General features: G+C 33.0%; 16 protein-coding genes. 14 read left to right on the top strand and 2 right to left on the bottom strand.

Going from position 1 to position 19,656, the window contains the following annotated elements; all coding sequences use genetic code 11:
* The first annotated feature begins 29 nt into the window (after positions 1 to 29).
* Together H6622_00580 and H6622_00575 are read left to right on the top strand one after the other, a co-directional pair.
* Positions 30 to 1,025, top strand: coding sequence for a class I mannose-6-phosphate isomerase (locus H6622_00580; GenBank protein ID MCB9059998.1), 996 nt, complete (start codon positions 30 to 32; stop codon positions 1,023 to 1,025).
* Positions 1,001 to 1,825: a hypothetical protein gene (locus H6622_00575; protein MCB9059997.1), complete on the top strand. Its 825-nt coding sequence runs from the start codon at positions 1,001 to 1,003 to the stop codon at positions 1,823 to 1,825. The genes H6622_00580 and H6622_00575 overlap by 25 nt, the downstream gene beginning before the upstream one ends.
* Here H6622_00575 and H6622_00570 read toward each other — a convergent pair.
* Positions 1,822 to 2,169: a hypothetical protein gene (locus H6622_00570; protein MCB9059996.1), complete on the bottom strand. Its 348-nt coding sequence runs from the start codon at positions 2,167 to 2,169 to the stop codon at positions 1,822 to 1,824. The two genes, H6622_00575 and H6622_00570, sit on opposite strands and share 4 nt — an antisense overlap.
* Positions 2,170 to 2,500: 331 nt before the next feature.
* Here H6622_00570 and H6622_00565 point away from each other — a divergent pair, with 331 nt between their 5' ends.
* From H6622_00565 to H6622_00520, 10 genes are all read left to right on the top strand, one after another.
* The gene (locus H6622_00565) at positions 2,501 to 3,250 is read left to right on the top strand and encodes an IS5 family transposase (protein MCB9059995.1); all 750 of its coding nucleotides are present in this window, start codon (positions 2,501 to 2,503) and stop codon (positions 3,248 to 3,250) included.
* A 274-nt stretch (positions 3,251 to 3,524) separates the two neighbouring features.
* The gene (locus H6622_00560; GenBank protein MCB9059994.1) at positions 3,525 to 6,059 is read left to right on the top strand and encodes a hypothetical protein; all 2,535 of its coding nucleotides are present in this window, start codon (positions 3,525 to 3,527) and stop codon (positions 6,057 to 6,059) included.
* Between the two features lies 1 nt (position 6,060).
* Complete coding sequence (locus tag H6622_00555; protein MCB9059993.1) at positions 6,061 to 8,067, top strand: hypothetical protein; 2,007 nt, start codon at positions 6,061 to 6,063, stop codon at positions 8,065 to 8,067.
* A gap of 37 nt (positions 8,068 to 8,104) precedes the next feature.
* Complete coding sequence (locus tag H6622_00550; protein ID MCB9059992.1) at positions 8,105 to 8,953, top strand: hypothetical protein; 849 nt, start codon at positions 8,105 to 8,107, stop codon at positions 8,951 to 8,953.
* 24 nt (positions 8,954 to 8,977) lie between these two features.
* Positions 8,978 to 11,083 (top strand): hypothetical protein, encoded by a 2,106-nt coding sequence (locus H6622_00545; GenBank protein MCB9059991.1) that lies wholly within the window; start codon positions 8,978 to 8,980, stop codon positions 11,081 to 11,083.
* Positions 11,084 to 11,088: 5 nt separating this feature from the next.
* Positions 11,089 to 11,547, top strand: a complete 459-nt coding sequence (locus H6622_00540) for a hypothetical protein (GenBank protein ID MCB9059990.1) — start codon at positions 11,089 to 11,091, stop codon at positions 11,545 to 11,547.
* Between the two features lie 266 nt (positions 11,548 to 11,813).
* On the top strand, positions 11,814 to 12,119 hold the full coding sequence (locus tag H6622_00535) for a hypothetical protein (protein ID MCB9059989.1): 306 nt from the start codon (positions 11,814 to 11,816) through the stop codon (positions 12,117 to 12,119).
* A gap of 3 nt (positions 12,120 to 12,122) precedes the next feature.
* A complete protein-coding gene (locus H6622_00530) occupies positions 12,123 to 12,434 on the top strand; it encodes a helix-turn-helix transcriptional regulator (protein ID MCB9059988.1) in 312 nt (103 codons plus the stop codon).
* Between the two features lie 262 nt (positions 12,435 to 12,696).
* On the top strand, positions 12,697 to 13,752 hold the full coding sequence (locus H6622_00525; GenBank protein MCB9059987.1) for a hypothetical protein: 1,056 nt from the start codon (positions 12,697 to 12,699) through the stop codon (positions 13,750 to 13,752).
* Entirely contained in the window at positions 13,749 to 14,279 is a 531-nt protein-coding gene (locus H6622_00520) for a hypothetical protein (protein MCB9059986.1), read from the top strand. Before H6622_00525 ends, H6622_00520 begins: the two co-directional genes overlap by 4 nt.
* Before the next feature lie 204 nt (positions 14,280 to 14,483).
* On the opposite strand, the gene H6622_00515 is transcribed toward H6622_00520, so the two are convergent.
* Positions 14,484 to 18,251 carry a hypothetical protein gene (locus tag H6622_00515; protein ID MCB9059985.1) on the bottom strand — a complete coding sequence of 1,256 codons (3,768 nt, stop codon included), beginning with the start codon at positions 18,249 to 18,251 and terminating at the stop codon, positions 14,484 to 14,486.
* Between the two features lie 513 nt (positions 18,252 to 18,764).
* Here H6622_00515 and H6622_00510 point away from each other — a divergent pair.
* Together H6622_00510 and H6622_00505 are read left to right on the top strand one after the other, a co-directional pair.
* On the top strand, positions 18,765 to 19,043 hold the full coding sequence (locus tag H6622_00510; protein ID MCB9059984.1) for a phage integrase N-terminal SAM-like domain-containing protein: 279 nt from the start codon (positions 18,765 to 18,767) through the stop codon (positions 19,041 to 19,043).
* Positions 19,000 to 19,653 carry a tyrosine-type recombinase/integrase gene (locus tag H6622_00505; protein ID MCB9059983.1) on the top strand — a complete coding sequence of 218 codons (654 nt, stop codon included), beginning with the start codon at positions 19,000 to 19,002 and terminating at the stop codon, positions 19,651 to 19,653. The genes H6622_00510 and H6622_00505 overlap by 44 nt, the downstream gene beginning before the upstream one ends.
* Positions 19,654 to 19,656: the final 3 nt, after the last annotated feature.

The following is a 19,656-nucleotide window of genomic DNA, read 5'->3' as shown; positions in this document are numbered from 1 at the left end:
TGTTTTATTTTGCGTAGTTGCTGTGGTGAATGATTTCAATATTTGCTAACTATGACAGAATTATGGCCAATATTATTCTCACTTGGAGTCATTTTTTGGATAATAAATTATTGAAATTGAGACCATTTGTGATTGAAAAAATCTGGGGTGGGCATAAACTTGCTAAATTAAAGGGAATAACTTCAAAAGAAAAAATTGGTGAGACGCTTGAAGTTTCTATCCTTGAAAATCAACAATGCTTTCTAGAGGACGGAACGAGACTAAGCAATGTGTTCGATGAAACTCAAATTCCCTATTTGGTTAAGTATATAGAAACTTCTGATAATCTTTCTGTCCAAGTTCATCCAGGAGACGATTATGCGCGAAAACATGAGAACTCAAAAGGAAAAACAGAGTGTTGGTACATATTGGATTCTCAAAAGAATTCTGGAATATTTCTAGGATTAAAAGCAGGAGTGACAAAAGAAGATTTCCTGAATGCAATTAATCATGGCCAGGATGTTAACCTTTTACTTAATTTTATTCCTGTTAAAAAAGGAGATTTTATATTTGTTCCGGCCGGTGCGATTCATGCGATAGGTAAGGGAGTTATGCTTATTGAGATACAACAGTCTTGTGGTATCACTTATAGGGTATGGGACTGGAACAGATTAGGAAATGATGGAAGGCCCAGGGATCTCCATGTGAAAAAAGCAATGGAAGTAATTGAATTTGATAAAAACTTTAATCAACCTGATAGATTTAAAATTTCACCTGAATATGTTACAAACGAAGTTGCTAAACTTGCACAACATTTTGATTTCACTGCATACAAAGTTAATCTCACTAAAGATCAGTTTTGTACTATCAATAGTACAAAAAGGCCGACAAGTTTCTTCTGTCTTTATGGAGAAGTGAAAATAGAACTTGCCGATAACTCCCTACATGTGAAGGAATATGATACAATCATGTGTAAAGAGATTGAATTTGGATCAATTTCTCTCAAAGGAGTGAGCTCGTTGTGCGAAATTATCGTTGTTCAGTAATAATTTTTTGTCTTTTAATTTTATTAAATTTTGTTTCTTGTCGTGAAACTTCAACTGTTACCTATGGGCAGGATAGAACAGTAATATTAAAAGTTAAAGACACCTCTGTAAAAGATTTTGAAATTGTAGATTGGAAAGTAGGCCCATATTATAAGCAAGAAGTGTCTAAAGGAGTTCGTTTTACTATTCAGTTTCCCAAATTAGAAAGAACCGATGTCTTAAAAATTTCAGAATTAACTAATGTAGATTCATGGTTAGTGAGAATTTCTCGTAGTACAATTGCTGGACAAGATAACTTAGGTTTTATGTACGTTCCCTTTGTTGTTCCTGGTACTGAAAGAATGAATAATTTTAGAGTAAGGCAGTTAGAAAAAGGGATTGTGCAAATTTTCTATTCGGCCGCTTCTGTTTCTACTAGATTTGAAAGATTTAAATGCCCTGCATTTAATCACAGGAAAGTAATTGATGAAGTTGTTCTGGAAGATGTATTTGCTCCTGACCAGCAGTTAACGATAAGTCCAGTCCGAGAAGAAACGATGCCCTACAGAGTAGAGGAGTTTTCGTTAGTTCCAAATTCAATAAACGGAGGAAAATCTCTTATCGGAGAATTTCAAATTGAGATGGCCTTCTATGATTCAAGAACTAAAACTAAAAAAAGTAACTATATTCAGTTAGATAAAAAAATAATTGTAAAGAATGAAACAAATGAAATCATTTCTGGATGTGAGGACTTTGAACCACCACCAAAGCCAAAGGAAAAAGGTGGGGCAGAGCAATTTGATTGGAACAGAAAACTCTAAATTTGTTCACAGGTAAGCGAAAAAATCATTTCATGTCCTTCAGAATTCTTTACTATTAAGTAATCATTCATATCTGATGGGGAATTGATATTATCAACGTGAATTTGATAATCATCACCTTCAAATTTCACATATTTTGTGAGAGATTTACCAGTATAGAGGGTCTTAAGTTTTTCAACAGATGAAATTCCACGAGATCTCTGATTTCCTCTTTCTTCAAGCACAGTGAAGTTATCTTGTGATACTTTAAAGCATTTCGATTTTCGAGGTGTATAACAGTAAAGCTCAAAGGCCGATAAAGTAGAGCTAAGTAATGTAAAAAGTATGATAAATGAAGTTTTCATATTAATCTCCTCTTAAGCTTAATTGCAGATTTTGTGCCATAAATTTAGGAAGAATAACTCTTAATTTCAGAAGGTTACGAAAATATCAGATCGGGCCATGTATGTAAAAAAAGTATACTGTCAAAAAATTATACGGAATTTCATCTATTTTATTGTTCCGTTCTTCCGTAATATCTTCAGGAAGTATGCTGCTTGTCTCTTCATCCATTACCTTTGACGATTCCAGTCCAAGTTTAATTTAGGGGCTGTCCAGAATTCGACTCAGGGCCGTATGCATAATTGAAAGTAAGTCCTTAGAATTGATTTGCAAAAAACAACAAAGGACTTACTTATGCCTCGATTAATGCTCACAGATGAGCTTTGGTCGAAGTTATGGCCAATAATGTCTCAAAATGGCATCTATGACAAGCCTGATCTTCGACATACCACAGAAGGAATTTTGTACAAAATGAGAGTTGGATGCCCCTGGAGAGACTTACCACAAGAGCACTGGAGCTGGAAAAAAGTGTATTCGCGATTTAACGACTGGTCCAAGTACGACAAATTAAAGAGTATATTTCTGAAACTTGTAGTTGAACCAGATATGGAGTGGAAAATTATTGATGGAAGTGTAGTCAAAGCTCATCAACATGCTTGTGGTGCACGTAAGGACGCCGAGAGTGGTATTGGAAAAACAGCTGGAGGCAATAGTTCTAAAATACATATGGTTGTTGATTCTCACGCGAATCCAATTGATTTTGAAATTACTGAGGGGCAAGTTCATGATATAAAAATGGCACCAGAACTTATAGAAAGAACTCCTCATAGTACTTATACTATTGCTGATAAGGGGTATGATGGTGAATATCTTCGTTGGGTAATCAGAGGAACAAAATCAATTCCAGTAATCCCCAGGAAAGAAAACTCGAAGATTGGAAACACTAATTTAGACAAAACGGCCTACAGAGAAAGATATAAAGTAGAAAATATTTTCGCTAGGTTGAAGCACTACATGTCCATTGCAACTAGGTTTGATAAACTCAAAAGAAATTACAAATCCATGCTTTCTTTGGCATGTGCTTATATATGGTTAAAACTTTGATGCGAGGCCGGGAATTCTGGACAGCCCCTAGTTAGTGTTGTGAAGTTAGTTTTTACAGTACACCAATTCAATATAACTGTTGATCACAACTTTCTAAACTGAATTGGATGTATTATTTAATATTTTAGCTCTGAAGAGTTTATATTCAGTATAAATGATAGTTTAAAGTCCAATCAATCTTTTCATTTTTAAAATAAATTAGTTGTTAAGTAGATATGTTTTTACTTTTAAGTTATTGATTAAGAAATTTTTAGACATTTATTTGGAGTTAACAATGAAGTATTTCATTTTATTTATAATATTTTTTCATGTTGCTAAAATTGCGATTGCTGCAAAATCTACTAAATCCTGTGAAGAAAACTTTATAGAGAAGGACACTAAGCTAATCCTTTATAAATCAATTGTTTCAAGAAACAATAAAAAGGATCATCTAGATCTCAATGAATTTGAAGTGTTGAGATTGGAAATGATGAGACTCGCTAGTCAAAACAAGAATTTCAATAGAAAAAAGGAAAGTTCTCAATTCCAGGAACTGGAAGATCTTCTAGATTCCTTGGAGTTAGAGGGGCTCAAGATATTTGTCATGGGGAATAATGACGTTGATAAGACAAACTTTATCCACAGACTCACAAATTCAGATGCAATGGTAAGGCCAAGTGATAATGTTTTACCACATTTTGTCTATTACACTTCAGAAAATGCAGGTATTGATCCGAAAAACGTCCAAAATCATTTAAATTTTTCAGGGGAAATTCAGCATAGTGATAAAATTGATCGTCTTTTCATTCGTCGACGGTATGCATTCGATGAAGTCCTACGTAGCAACTCTAAACTTAGTATTTATATAGGAAATGAAGATTTTCCAAAAGGAGTCAGTTTTTTTAATGCACCTCCAGCAAATCTTTCTGTTGCTTTTGAACGAAATGGTGAACTTTCAAACTTTTCAAATCTTTTAAATCAGAGTGATTATGTATTTCTTCATATCTCTCCAGTGATAGATAAATATTCTTCTGGAAAAAACAGCTTGAATTTAGAGGCAATTGAAAACAGTCTTATGTCTCAATTAAGATATTTTGAATATGATAAGATTTCACTAAAAGGAAAAAATATTTTTGTTTTTTTTGACGATGGATTTGCAGATCCAAATTTAGAAGTTGGAGATGGTGCCAAAGAAATTATTCAAATGGTTGAAAAAAACATTAAATCAAAAGAAGATAAATGCACTGTAAGTTTTTGGAGTATTAGCAAAGACAATATTTCAAAGGTTGACACCCATGGAACAATTACTGAAGAAGTATTTAGTTTATTAGATGATGTGCAAACGAAACAACTAGTTGATTCTAGGTTTAAAGAAAATAATCAACAAATTGCAACGAAATTTGAATCAGAGTTAACTCATGTTTACTTAGAACAGTTATTAAATGAATCAGTTGATTATGTCATCTTACAATCTTTAGATTTACTTATTAAACAAACTTCAAAAGATCTTGAGTTAAAATTATCAAAAGAATTGAAAGATAAATTATACAAACTCTCTAGTGACTTTCTAAAGACTAATGCCTATTACTTGCCAACAACACCAGGTGATATTTCACTTGCAATTATGGGGTTGATCCCAATCCCAAAATTTAAAGTAATGGCAGATGGTTTAAGAAAGGGTGGAAATGTTGCAGGTAATGTTTACGATAACCTTAAAAATGCAGTTGCCTTCACTCAAGATGAGGTAAAGGAAATTCAAAGTATATTTGATACGTTTATTCAAAAAATCACTCTGACTAAGAAATCAAATAACAACAATATACGTTTGAATGAAACATTTATTGATAGGCAGATCCTTGGGATAGTTTCTTCTCGTTTCCATCAAACCATTCAAGAACTCAATTTATCTCTTCGAGATAAAATGGTCGTTGATTTCTTTAATGAAAATGAAAGTCAATTCGGAGAACATCAAAACCGTGAAGAAAAGGGGATCGACCCAATATTAGTAAAAGAAGCAATTCAAAGAAGAATTATTGAAAAATTCACTTCACATTCTCCCACTCAAAAAGAAATAGAAAATGGTAAATATCAATTAGAAAGAGAAATTGATCAAATGACAAAAGGTATAGATTTAATGTTACGAACATCTGAACATACTAAAATCGATTCTAAAGATGAAAATCCATATGTCGCGAAAGTGAGAAAAAAAATGATCAATTCAATGACAAATAAAATGTTATTATCAGCTCCCATGAATGCTTGTCGTGATACCGCAGCATATTCTACGGTATTTCTTACTTTTGGCGCTGCGATCGCAATTTGGATTAATTATACTGACCACCTTCAAAACAAAAAAGGTTATGATAAAACACATTCTGAAGGAATTGTCTCCAGCAGTAAAGAAATCGAAAATCTTATCTTTAGTGGATTACCTTTAATAACCGGATCAATCTATCTCATTATTGATCGGTTACAAAAAATGGCAACGAATCGTTTGACTGCTTGTACAATCGTTAAAGAAGTATCTTCAAATTTCAAAGATATGGCACTTACAAATATTCTTGGCCCTTTAAAAGAAGAAATTGAAGGCCCTAAAAGTAATACTTCTGGTGAACATTTATTAAATTTAGAACGTGCAAGAGATCTAAGCATAAAAGCAGCTATTTCAACAAGTCGAATCGAAAAATTACAACTCAGCGAAAAGGAAAATGAAGAAATTGAAATAATGATCAATGAAGAATTGCGCAAACGACCACACATAAAAGAGGACGAATTAAATAAAATCGTAAATAAAATTATTGATAAAGTAATTTCAGAGAATAGGAAATAATATGAAATGCAAGATTAAATTAACTCTCAATATAATGATTGTCATGTTTTTTTCAGGCCCAGGCCTCACAACTGATTTGAAGAAATGTGAACTTGCGATGTTAAACAGAGACAATTCTGGAATTATTGTTAATAATGAAAGAATAACTTTGAATAATAATCTGCTATCTGTTGAAATGAATTCTCAAACTCACCAATTTGAGCTTAGTGAAAAAGCAACTAGAAAAGCACTAAAACTTTTTAAAAATAACAGACAAATCGATCCAAAACTTGTCCCCAAAGTTTTAACAGAAATTCAAAATTTTCGATTTCAAAATCATAGATTCATAGAAGTTATTCAAAATATAGAGAAAAAGTTGAAAGATATTGGAAGTGAAGAAGAGCTTGTTATGGATTTAGAGGATCTTAGACACAGTTATACAGAGCTTCAAGTCTTATTAAATGAATTCAAAACTTACTTTGCTATCTTTGGAGGATCAAGAAGACTTCGTGAAAGATTTAGACAGCATATACTAGATAAAAGTAGTCATTATAGTGATATTATAAAAACTTCTTATCAAGATTTTACTCCTGGAGAAGGAAAAATTGTGTTAGAGCAAGACAATTTTGATATCACTCAATTAAGTCGATTTTATGTTCAATATCCCCCATTAGATCTAAATATAATCCATACTGATCATCTTAATAGACAGACATCTCTTGCTGGAATGTTAATTCTTCTTGTCGATGGTGAAATGAATACATTAGAAACGGAAATAAATTATATCGTTAAACTTGTAAAAGAACGAGGTATAGAACTCGTCATTATTGGTGATCCTGTTGAAGATCCCAGATATTTTGACGAAATCACCGAATATGTTAGAGAAAGACTTGGAGATAAAATCTATAATAATTTTGTGACACCTTGGAAATTATTTCAAGCAGACGTACCAGGAAGTCGAAATAAAGGATATGAGAAAGTTTTTGATAGCTTGTATAATATACAATATGAGTTTGAATTAAAAATTGAAAGATTAAAAAAAATGTATTCCTACCTTGGTGGGCAGTCGGCAAAATATTTTATAAAATCTGCGAAAAGAGATTTCGCTCTCCAGTATGTAGCTCAGTATATAAATGAAGTGATGATTGAATTTTATAGTAAATTTAATCCATTTTCAGATGTGGAATTGAAAAAAGATTCGAACATTTCTCAAGCGCAACTTGAAGATTTAAAAGATTTACAAAATAGACTATCAAAATCTAGTAAAATAAGTGATCAAGATATAAAAGATTATTTTAAGAAAAATGATGAAATATTGAAACAAATAATGAGCTTTAAAAATTTTAGCGCTCAATTAGATCTTGAATATGAAAAATATTCCAAGAAGTTTAAGGCATACATCAAAAAATATATATTTTCTAAAGAACTTGATGATCAAAGCTTTTATATAGAACATGTATTAGATTCAATTTCACTAAAAGAAGAGATTATTAATCAGTGGGAAAAAAGTCGAGATGACGATAATTTTTTTAATGACAATAAAATAAAAAAAATGATCTTAGATGCCCTGAAACAACTGACAGACCCTGAAAAACAAGTTCCTCTAGATAAAGTTGAAATGACATTAGAAAATCTCTTGAAATTAATAGACCTATCAAGTTTAGATCCCGTCCGCTCAACAAAAATAAAAGGCCTTATTCGAAACCTTTTTAGAGGATGGAGATTAAAAACGACTACAAAAAATACAAAACGTAGTAATAATCAACTTGCAAAACACTTTAAAGGTCAATTGATGCCACTTGCAAATAGTCACTCCTCATCTGAGATTGAAGCTAAGCTTGATGAAAGAAAAAGCCTTCCTGATGCTGAACAGATGAAAATCGTGAAAGATATGCAAGAGCAGTTAGTAAAGCTATCTAAAAGTAAAAAAGTACACAAGCAAATCGTAAATGGGAATTTGAATAAACAATACAGAAAAAATCTAGAATTCGAACGAAAAATGGAAAAAGAGAATAAAAATCATGAATAAAAAGAATGATAAATATTTTTAAGAACGAGAGGTTTATATGAGAAGATTATTTATTTATATTTTAATTTGTTTTCTTACTCTTCACTCAACTTATGCCACAACGCCAGCAAAAGTAAGTAAGGAAATGATCAAATTAAATTTAGAACAACTTGAAAATGATAGCATCACATTTGTTGATGAAAAAGGCTACAAGCTAAGTTTAGTAGAAGTTTACAACCAACAAAACCCTACTCGAATTGTGATTGACTTAGATAATGGTGAAAGTGCAGGTGTTAGTGTGGTGATTTCAGAATTTGATAAGGGAAAAAATCTTCAAAGCATTTTGATTACAAGACTTAGTGCTGATTTTTCCAAAGTCATTGACAGCAAGTCAATCATTATTGATACAAAAAGTGACCAGATTTCAAATAGACAAAAAATAGAACATGCCTTTTTAGAATTATTTTCAGACTCAAGAACTGATAAACTACAAGTTGGTGATTATGTTCCTAGTTTTGGAGAGACAAAAAAAATGATTTCTGATATTTACCATCAGGAAGATGTTTTTAAAAATGTTGTGTACGCTGCCACCTTTCTCGTGAGTGCAGTCGTTTTAGTTAAGATTTTTAGATTGCTTTCTATTCCTGTATTGGCCGCAGCATTAGTGTATTTCATTTATCAATACCCTGAAGTTCTAATAAGACCGGGAAATTCACAAGATGAAAAAATTGTGAAAGATGAAGCAAAAGAAGATAATAAAATTGTGAAAGATGAAGCAAAAGAAGATAATAAAATTGTGAAAGATGAAGCAAAAGAAGATAATAAAATTGTGAAAGATGAAGCAAAAGAAGGTAATAAAATTGTAAAAGAACAAATTAAGGAAGAAAAAAAGAAAGAGACAGTTTAAGCAGAATTAAAACAAGAGGTATTTGTGCGGTTTAAATTTATATTATTTGTACTTGCAATTTGGATAGGTCAATTATTTGCAAGCGATCATGTGGAAATCAAAAAAGAGTTGTTCAACGATTATATATCTTTGCAAAGTGAATTATGTAAGCAGTCAGGAGATTTAGCTTATAATAAGTTGTTTTTTATCATTAAGTTCAAAAGATGCCCTGATGTTATCATTTCACTCTTCAAATTGGCAGGAGGAGAACAGAACTTTAATGATTTTTTAACTTCAAGTCTATCTAGAAGAGGAAGTAATAGTCGAATTTCAGTAAAATCATTGAGTGGAAAATCATGGTTGAATTCAACACTTGGTGTTTTTGATGAGGAAGAAGTTCGAAATAATCTTATCAATCTTTATGGAATTAATGAATTAAATTTAGATTCAGTTGAAAAATGGAAGGAATTAGAAAAGGAAAGAATTTATAGACTTAGTCTTGTTAATGACATTTTGAAATTAATTCAAGAGACAAAAAAAATAGAGCTTGAATTGTCCTTTTATTCAAAGGCATTTCTTACAGAAAATTTGAAGAAATTCATTGCAGATATTAGGGCAGGTATATTCTATATGGAGATGAATCAGAAATGTCTATGGAATACACCTCCAAAATATTTTCCGCAACACAAAAGGATATATCCTCCTAAGGGGCATCCGGTCGTTAACTTCCCTTGTACGGAAAGTGAATATAGAGAACATTTAAAAGTTGATAATCAACTTGAAAAAAATATTTTAATTCCAGTTATGACTGCATTGTTAAATTACAAAGTTTCAAAAGCAGAATTACTCCAAAAATCAATTCAATACCTGAAGAGTTTTGATATTAATTCATATGGTAAATCGAAGCTAGATTTTTCAAAGGGGCAACTTTTAAAATTAGGAATTACAAAGTACGATGTAAATCAAATTTTAAAAAATCAGTTTAAAGGTTCAAATTTAAACTTAGATAATTCTGAGAACAAGAGCGAAATTATTGATATAGTTGAAAAATTTCAACGAGAATTGATAGATATCCAAACTACTCAGTTTGATCAAATTGAGTCCTTTTATAAAGTTGAGTATCGAAAGAGAAGTGCCAAAGAGAGATTTAAAGACATTACATCTAGAATGACAATCGGTCTTTTAAAAACTCCAGGTTCGTTAGTTGGATGTGGCATTGAGGTATTAGAAGGTGGTAGTTTTAATAAATGCTTAAATCGACAACTCAATTCTGATAGCGTTTATATTTCGCTAGCAATGGATGAAAATTTTAATGTTCTTGGAATGGGCGGAGAATATGTTGACGAAGAGAGTAAAAAACAAACAATCCTTCTTCCATTTGGTTCGATTCCCCTTGAGAAAAGGGAAGAATTCTTTGAAACATTTAAGGGTATATCTCCAAATTATAATCATATTTTTAAAGAAGAAAGTATCAATAATTTAGTCGATGGACTGATGTCAATGAAAAGTGCTCAGGTTAACTATTTGCCTGAGTTAGGTGAATTATTTTTAAATGCTACGCCTGAGGACATTCAGTATTTAGTTTCTGAAGTAAATAATATAATTGAAGAAGAAGGAAGGTCGCCTTCGTCAACGTTGATCAAAGCACTAGGAGCGAGTTTGCTTTCTTATGAGTTATCTTCAAATTTATTGATTGGAACAGGAATACTTCTTACACAAGACCAGAATTCATTTAAATCACTACTTGTCTTGAAGGAAAATTATGAAGATAATTCATTGGGAGAATTTAATGTAGCTTTAGATATTATCACTCAAAAAGATAATGATGAAGAAGAATATTTGGAGAACATTGAGTCTAGTAAGAGTGGTTCAGCTAAAGAACTAGCCGATAAAATTGGTGGTGGTCATGCATGGGATAAGCACAAAATAGAAAATGATGAATTTCCAGAAATCAAAACTCAAGAAGAATTTAAAGAAAAAATAAAAGAAATTATCGAAAATCCATCAGAAGCTAAAGAACTACGAGAAGGACGAAAAGCCTATTGGGATGAAAAGTCTAAAACTGTTGTTATCGAAAATTCAAGAAATCCAGATGGCGGAACTGTCTTTAGACCAGAAGATGGAAAAAAGTATTTTGAAGGTTTGGAGTAAGTATTATGGAAGTGTTAAAAATCGAACAACTATCAAAAGGCACTCAATACATAGAGCTATCCCCTTGTATTCAAGACACAAAGCCAGAGTATTATTCAAAAGAATCAATTTTCATCAAAGACATTGATTTTCAGTTTATAGCTAATCCTTTTCATGAGTCAAATTTCAGTTTTAATTATTATGGAAATACTTTTTATTCAATCGATAGTATAAAAAACCTTATTAATTCTTTCGAAAATATTAACAAAAATATTGATGATTCTCACAATAATAAAATTGTTGAGTGCTTGGATAGATTGCTAAAAGAATCAAATCTCAAAAAAGATTATCTCTTTGAGAAATTTGACTTACCTAGAAAAATGGATGAGTTTATTGTTAATTTAAAAAACGTTGTTAAAGAGGTAATAAAATATTTAAAAATACAACTAGAAAATGGAAATGGTATTTGGGTTCTAGGATTATAATCAAAAAGAATAAGGACTAACCCTTTAAAGCAGTTGATGTCAAAGTATTCAGGTGTTATTGCTACAAGATTCTAAAAACGACCCAAAAAATGGACCTCATATTTTGCTGAAATGAGCGATTGAGATGTTTGTCCTGGTCTTGGTATAGGTGAAATATCGTCTCTTTTCAGCGATTTGCATAATATATACGTGTTGAGTTATATTTAATTATAAGTTATAATATATAATAACTTATGGTTTATTATAACCTTAAAGAAGGACAAGGAATGTCATGGAAAGTACGATTTACAAAAGACGTGGAAAAGAAGCTCAAAAATGACTTTGAAAGAGGGAGTATCACCATTGAGGACATTAAGATAATTAAGGTTTGGAGAAATCGTATTGAACAGTTTGGGCCAGAAAAAATTAGAGAAATTCCTGTCTATGATGACCATAAACTGGACAAGCAGTGGAAAGGGTATAAGTTTTCTTGTTTTAGTAGTAGTGGCAGGATTGTCTATAGAATTATCGATGATGAGATCATTGTAGAAGTTGTGAGAATCGCCCCAGACCATAATTATGGGAAGGAGTAAAAAATGAAAGATATTTTAGATCTGCTTGTGCCAGAAGATTCAACGTCAGGTGAAATCGTTAGGGCCTATAGAAAATGTTTTGGCATGACTTTAAAAGACCTTGAAAAACTAACAGGTATTAAAATGAATAATCTTAGTGCCATTGAAAATGACCGTGTTGAATTAACGGTAAAGTCGGCCTCAAAAATTGCAGCGGCCCTTGGGTCACATCCGCAAGACTTGTTATTTCCTAATGGGGATTTTAAAAAGAGTAAAGATATTAAAAAAATAGAGCGTTCTCGGGAGAAATTTTTACGTCAAAAAGACGCAATATAAAAACAGTTATATTGCGTTCCAGAAAAATAGCCTCTATGAGATATAGTATTTCTTATGACTTATAGAAAATACGTAAAAGGGGGAGTCCTTGACTTGTAGAATTGTTTGGGGTTTTAAATGTATTTTGTTTTCACAACTTCTTCTTAACCTTTAGAAAGTTAGTAAAATATAATTCATCTGTGAAATAACTTCATCACACTTTGTGTTCTCAACCGCAATTGTGTTATTAAGAACTATTAGATTTTTTAATGAGGAGTTTCGATTGAGTATTCTTGGGAAAAAACTAGGTTATTACGCCATTCACGAGGTTCAACCAGGTGAAACTCTGTCTCAAATCATTGTTGATCACTTTAAAGATCTCAACCGAAAATATAGGCCACGTTTAGACTGGGCGGGAATTAAGGAAATAATTGAAATTATTCAACACAATAATCCAGAAATCAAAGACCCTGACAAGATATCCGCCTGGCAAATAATTGATCTTTCCCTATATAGAAAACGTCACTTTGAAATTTTCACTCTCTGTCAGCGAGCGTTGATAAAGAATAAAATTCGCTATGCCTATCAAACTGAACTAGATTATCTTAATCGCAACCCTCATCTTTTTTCTTTTTTAAACAATAACACTAAGCCGGATGAGGATGTTGACTGGGCAGGTCTTGGATTATCTGGTGCTCTCTCTAGTACAGAAAATTTTTATGAGAAATATTCTCAAGGTATGAAATTAATCGAGAAGGCAATCAATGATGGACATTACACTTATAAAGGTGGCAGCAATAATTTTCAAAAAGCTCTGCAAAATGCGCTAGAGTCGGGCAAAGTTAAGCAAGAAATTAACAAGTTGAGTAATTTTATAGTTAGTCGAGCTAGAGGAGAACGAATTTGGGACTCAGTGAAATCTCTAAGGAAAACGGTTGTTATTCCTGATTATTTAAATGGACAGAAGGTTGTAGGGTACCTAGAGCGCACATTCAAAGTTCTTAGAAAATCTAAATACATCAAACATCTAGCAGGATGGGGAATAGAAGTGGTCATTGGGCTAGGAAATGTTATCACTACTGATGATAACAAGATCAAGGTCGCATTGGAACAAGCTGGCAATATTGGCGGTGGAGCACTTCTTTCGTGGGGAGGTACATACTTCATTTGCACCGCGATTTTGACACTCCCCACTTTAGGTACAAGTGGTTTAGCATGTGGAGTTGTAGTGGGTTTTGCTGCAGGAGTTGGAGGAAGTTGGCTTGGAGAAAAAGCTGGAGGTGCTCTGTTTAGTGGAGGTGAAAAAATATATGATACAACTAGGAGTTACTTGTATTGAGCTTTGAGAATATTTTATTAGTTATTGGTGGAGTATGCACTACCTATTATGGGATTGGAGTTCCATTATTTTGTTTGCTCTATTTGGATAAAAAATATTCGAAAATCAAAGAGAATATCCTTTATAATACAACTGGTACTATATTTGTAGGTCATAAAATTTATCATCGATATCAAGGTTATCTAACAATTTTTCTTTTTAGTGACCAAAGCAAAAAAAAGAATCAAAATCGTCTCTCTCATTACCTTCAACCTAATACGGACATAAATAAATTAGTGACAATTGGTCGCTGGGAAAAGACATTTGGAATTCTAAACATGATCTTTTATGTCCTATGGCTGGGTAGTGTTTTCGTTTTTTATGTCATTTCGGGTGGTCCACCATTTAATTATTTGTACGGAATTGATGTAGAATTAAGTCCCCTTATGAAATACAAATTAGGTCTAGCCTGCGTTGGTATTATTATTGGTGTTGGGTACTTAGTTTACAAGCTTATATCTCGTTTAAAAGGCTGTGAGAAAAAGTAATGGATCTAATTTTCTACCTCAAAAGAGGGAACATAACGTCTTTTGAACGAAACCCCTGTTAGGGGTGGAATGAGTCTGCAATTTAATTTTGTGCCTTATGATTTTGGTTTGAATCTATTATAATATTGGCAATAAATTGAGTTCAGTTCTTCTTCGCAAAAAAAAGGTTTCTCCGATAAAAAGTTTCTTGGTGAATGAATTTTTTTAATCCTTATATATAATTTTTCCATTGTAACCCTCAGGAATAAAACCACGCATATTTTCTGGTAAAATAATTTGTTTAACACCATTTGAAACCTTTAGACCTTTGGCATCAGTAAGGGAGCGAAGATCGAGATGTCCTCCAATAGAGTTAGGAAGTTTGAGATCTTTGGCATCTGTAAGGGAGTCAAGATTGAGATGTCCTCCAATAGATTCTGAAAATTTTAGACCTTTAGCATCTGTAAGGGAGTCAAGATAGAGATCTCCTCCAATAGAGTTAGGAAGTTTTAGATCTTTAGCATCTGTAAGGGAGTTAAGATAGAGATGTCCTCCAATAGAGTTAGGAAATTTTAGACCTTTGGCATCTGTAAGGGAGTCAAGATAGAGACCTCCTCCAATAGAGTTAGGAAGTTTTAGACCTTTGGCATCAGTAAGGGAGCGAAGATTGAGATGTCCTCCAATAGAGTTAGGAAGTTTGAGATCTTTGGCATCTGTAAGGGAGTCAAGATTGAGATGTCCTCCAATAGAGTTAGGAAGTTTGAGATCTTTGGCATCTGTAAGGGAGCGAAGAGAGAGATCTCCTCCAATAGATTCAGGAAGTTTGAGATCTTTGGCATCTGTAAGGGAGCGAAGATTGAGATCTCCATAATGATATTTCACTCCACCCTTTAGCGCTTCTTCTGCAGTAACACTAATTTCGCTTTCTTTAAAACCTGTTGCTTTAATTAGATCTTCTTTAATTTTTCTTTTGCCAATTATCTCATCAATTCTCGGATCTCTACCGTAACCAAAATCTTCTATTTTATGATCAAGTTCATATAAAAAGCGAAGTTCTTCTTTTGTCAATTCTTCTCCTGCCTCAGTTTTATCTTCAATTCTATTTAATATTTTTAACTGCTCTTCTCTTTTAGCATATTGCACTCCCTCTTCTCCAAATTCTTTCATTTTATTGGAAACAACTCCCGCCTCTGCTACATGCCTATCGAGATGCTGCCCTTTTTCAATGCCACGAATCTCACTAATTCTTTCTCCTTCCATTCTTATTGCCACTCTTGGCTGGGCGTATTCTCCACTCTTGTCTTTAGTGAAAAAGACATGAAAATCACCTCCGGCCAGGTGTTTTTTTGCTATGCCTGGATTGGCAGTACACCAATTTGTTCCTTTCCCTTCTAGCGCACTAACTAAAGGCCCACAATTACTTCCTTGGTCATACTTGACCCATTTCCCTTCTATTGAGCTTGTGTCGGCAATTTCAGCAAGTTTTTTCGCATAACTTGCTGAATATAAATTAGAAAAACTTAAATCTTTTAAAAAAGGTTTGAAAAACTCATCGACCTCTTCTCCATTTTTAGCTTTTATAATCACATCCATTACTTCTGCAAGGGACTCTCTGTTGAGTTCTGCAAAGGAGGCAACCTCTGTCTTTCTACGTCTACCAAACATTTTGCTTTCATCACTATATTTACCCATCTTGGTAACTGCCTTAAGCGCCCACAGTTTTGCCCACATAGGGTAATGTTTAGTTTCTGAAGAAGAGAGGTAATCAATCCAATTCTTGATACTTGCTGCCTGGTCGGTTTTAATCGCTTCATAATATCCCGCTCTGTCAATCTGTGCGTTTCCTGCGCCTCTACGTCTAGCTTGTTCTTCAAGTCCTTTAAAATATTTTTCAGGTATATCTTCATATTTCATAATACTTGGTTCAAGATAGCGAGATTCTAAAATTTTCTTTAACTCTTCAGGATTATTTTGGTAAAGGTCTTCAAGCTCAATTAACCACGCATCATATTTTTTTTGTGGATTTCTAGCACCCTTCACCCCTTGTTCCTGTAGCTTTTGTCCTATTCTTTGCAATTCAGGATCATTTGCATGATCAACAATCGTGTGATTAAACATTAATTGGGAAAAGTTTTGTTGTTTTTTTGCTTTTTGATCATTTTTATTTTCTACGAGCTGTGGAGCATTACTTTTAGCTGATTCTTCTGTTTGTGCAACTTGTTTAGGGATAGAGGTCTTAGGAAGTTCAAGCTTTGCAATATACTGAGCTCTCTTAAAGCGATCCATTGGAGAAATGACTCTAAAAAGCTCTTCGATTTCAGTTTTACTCATATGTGGAAGAATTTTTCCAAGTTGATTCATTTCATTAAGTGTTAAGGATGCTTTTAAGGGGGTATTTCCTAGAGAGACTTTTTTCGTATCCAGTACCTTTCCCAAGTTTTTAATAGCACGATAAGAAGACCTAACTGCAGCAACATCAAAAACTGAAAGAGGAAGTAGTCCAATATTAAGGGCAAAGTTTATGTCTCGTGTATTTTTTAAATCATCATGAACCTTTTGAAATTCAGTATAGTTTGCCCATTCATTACCAACTACAACCTTACCAATATGATAACGATCAATAGAGTCAATATAGTCTTTAACACCAACTCCTCCAAGAACAGTTCCCGCAGTTAAAAAAAGTCCTTGCACTAAAAGCGAACTTCCTCCGGTTGCCCATGCTAAGACACCTGAGCCCAAAAGAGTAAGTCCCCCAATCGCTGCACCACTAACATTTGCGTCTCCAGGATATTTTTGAATAAGATGACATTGTACATCCCTAGAAAGTTTTATCTGAGAATCAAGTTCTTCTTTTGAGATCTCTCCCTTGTTCGCTTTTGCGACTTGCCGATTTAAGAATTCATCAACAAGAGAGGTGTAATGTTGCAATTGAGGATCTTTGTCTGAACCTGTAAGGTAATTCTTATCACAAAAATGTTTAAGAGAATTATCTATATCCTTTGCATCAGTTGCAATTGCATTCACTGCCAATTCCCGAAGTTCTTTATCTTTACGAAATTCTTCAGCAAACCCCTTGATTTGGTCAGTTTCTTCATTAGAAAGTTCCCTTAAAGGACTTAGGAAATCAATCGTGCTACCAATATCTCCAGAATCAATTTTGCCAATATGAGAATTATAAATTTTTTCAGATTTTTTGATTATTTTACTCTTTAAAACTGATGGTATTTTACTTAACATTTTATTTGCTAGATCCCCCGCTTTTTCAACAATCGTAAAAATTCCCTCTTGTTTAAATAGAGCAGGATAACTATTTTTTAATTGAATTAAAGGTTTAAAATATTGATTCGCTTTTTCTTGATAACGGTAATGAATATCACCAAATACTCCCAAATTGTTTTTTTCCATTTCTTGGCAAATTGACATAGACTTCATTTGAGAATTGGTACTTTCTTGCTCTTTAATGCAATCATCTCTCGCTTTTTTTAATTCCCCCAATTTCTCTTTTTGAATTTTTACATGCAACTCTTTAGTTTTTTTAAACCAAGGACCTGATATAAGTGCCATTTGAATGTGACGAGCAAAAAAATCAGTTTCTGTCATTGGGTTTTTATTCTTTGGTTTACTAGAACGCGTCTTTTGTTTTCTTTTGCTATTTTCAGTGATTTCATTAAGTGCGCCTTTACATGTTCTTGCGTTCAAAAGAGAAACTTTTTCTTTTGCTTCTGGAAAGATATTTAGTCCACTATTTCTGCGATTTATTATTGATTCAAGAGCTAATTTTTCCCACTCTTTAAGATATTGATCTTCAGTTGATTCACTTATTAATGTAAATGTATCTTGCACAAGTCCATCTGTTTGCTCGTTAGTTACAAATTCACCTTTGTAACAATAGCGATATGGTTGAACTTTTTTGCAATACTCAGGAACACTGGCACCATAAGTGGTGATATTTACAAGTAAATTAAATAAAAGTATTATAACTGGCCAGCGCATAGCTATAATTCGGGTTCTTATATAAAGAATTTAAGTTTCAACATAAAGAATTATTTATAGGAAATTAATTCCTAATGTAATCTCCCCCCCAAACTAGGTCTTAGTAAGTCTTGTTAACGGAGGAGCACTCGTTCAATTAATTTTTTGGCATTTTGATATTCTTCTTCTGAATTTATTTTAGCTAGTGTCTTCATGAGTACAAATATTACATACTCAACACAAAAGGCCCAGAACTTTGGCCTAACAAGGCCTTACATTTAACTATAAACGTAAAGATTCGATGATGTACGATTTTAGAGCAAAAAAACAGCAAATTTTGAGCCGGAACTCTCTGCCTCAGAATGGGTATTCTAGGGCAGAGATCTAGATTTAAAATGTACTTTCCACCACCTCTCTAGGATAAGCTCTTAAAATTTGGAAAATCGCAACGCGTCACACCCTTCAAATTTCCACTTCCTTTATTTCTAACCTATGTTTCCTGTCTAATTTTTAACCCAAACACAGGAGAATTAAATGGGTATTCTAAAAGACAAATTAATTGATGAAATCAGACAACGAGGATTCAGCAGCAATACCGAAGAGGCCTACGCGCGAGCGGTAAGTAAGTTTATCACCTATTCTAAGAGCTCACCCTCCAGGCTTAATATTGAGCACGTAAAACGGTATAAACTGCACTTGATCAATAAGTTAAAGAGACAACCACAAACTATTAATCAACATGTTTCAGCTATTCACTTTTTTTTCACCAATGTTCTTAATAAGGAGTGTAATTTTTGGGGATTATTCAATTAAAATTTACAAGTGGGATGCCAGAAAAATTCCCCTCGTAAAAGTAAATCAAAAACTTCCCTTAATTCTTTCTTTGAATGAAATGGTTCAACTTCTTAATTCCATTAAAAATTTAAAGCACCAGACTCTTTTAATGGGAGTATATTCATGCGGACTCAGACGATCAGAAATAATTAAGCTTAAGGCCGAAGATATTGATAGTGAAAGAATGCTGATTCACATTCGTGAATCAAAACATAAAAAAGATCGATACGTGATATTATCTGAACATTATTTGCTGCAGCTTCGCAAATATTGGAAAGATGAAAAGTCATGTAAAAAATACTGGTTGTTTCCAGGGCTTAGGCCCCAAAACCAGTACTCACCTGCAAGCATTTCAAAAATGTTAGATAAATATTTAATTAAAGCAAATATTTCTAAAAAAGTAACACTGCATTCATTAAGACACAGTTGGGCCACACATATGCTCGAAGCTGGAACCAATTTGAGATACATTCAAGTACTTCTTGGACACTCTTCCCTAAATACCACCGCAATCTATACCCATCTTGTTGATTTCAGAAATGTGGCCATCAAGAGTCCTCTTGATTCAGTTCGCGAACAACTTAAGTAAGGT

This window comes from Halobacteriovoraceae bacterium (assembly GCA_020635115.1).
GTDB lineage: Bacteria > Bdellovibrionota > Bacteriovoracia > Bacteriovoracales > Bacteriovoracaceae > JACKAK01.
The sequence above is the reverse complement of the archived record's forward strand: the minus strand, read 5'-3'. Positions and strand labels throughout refer to the sequence as shown.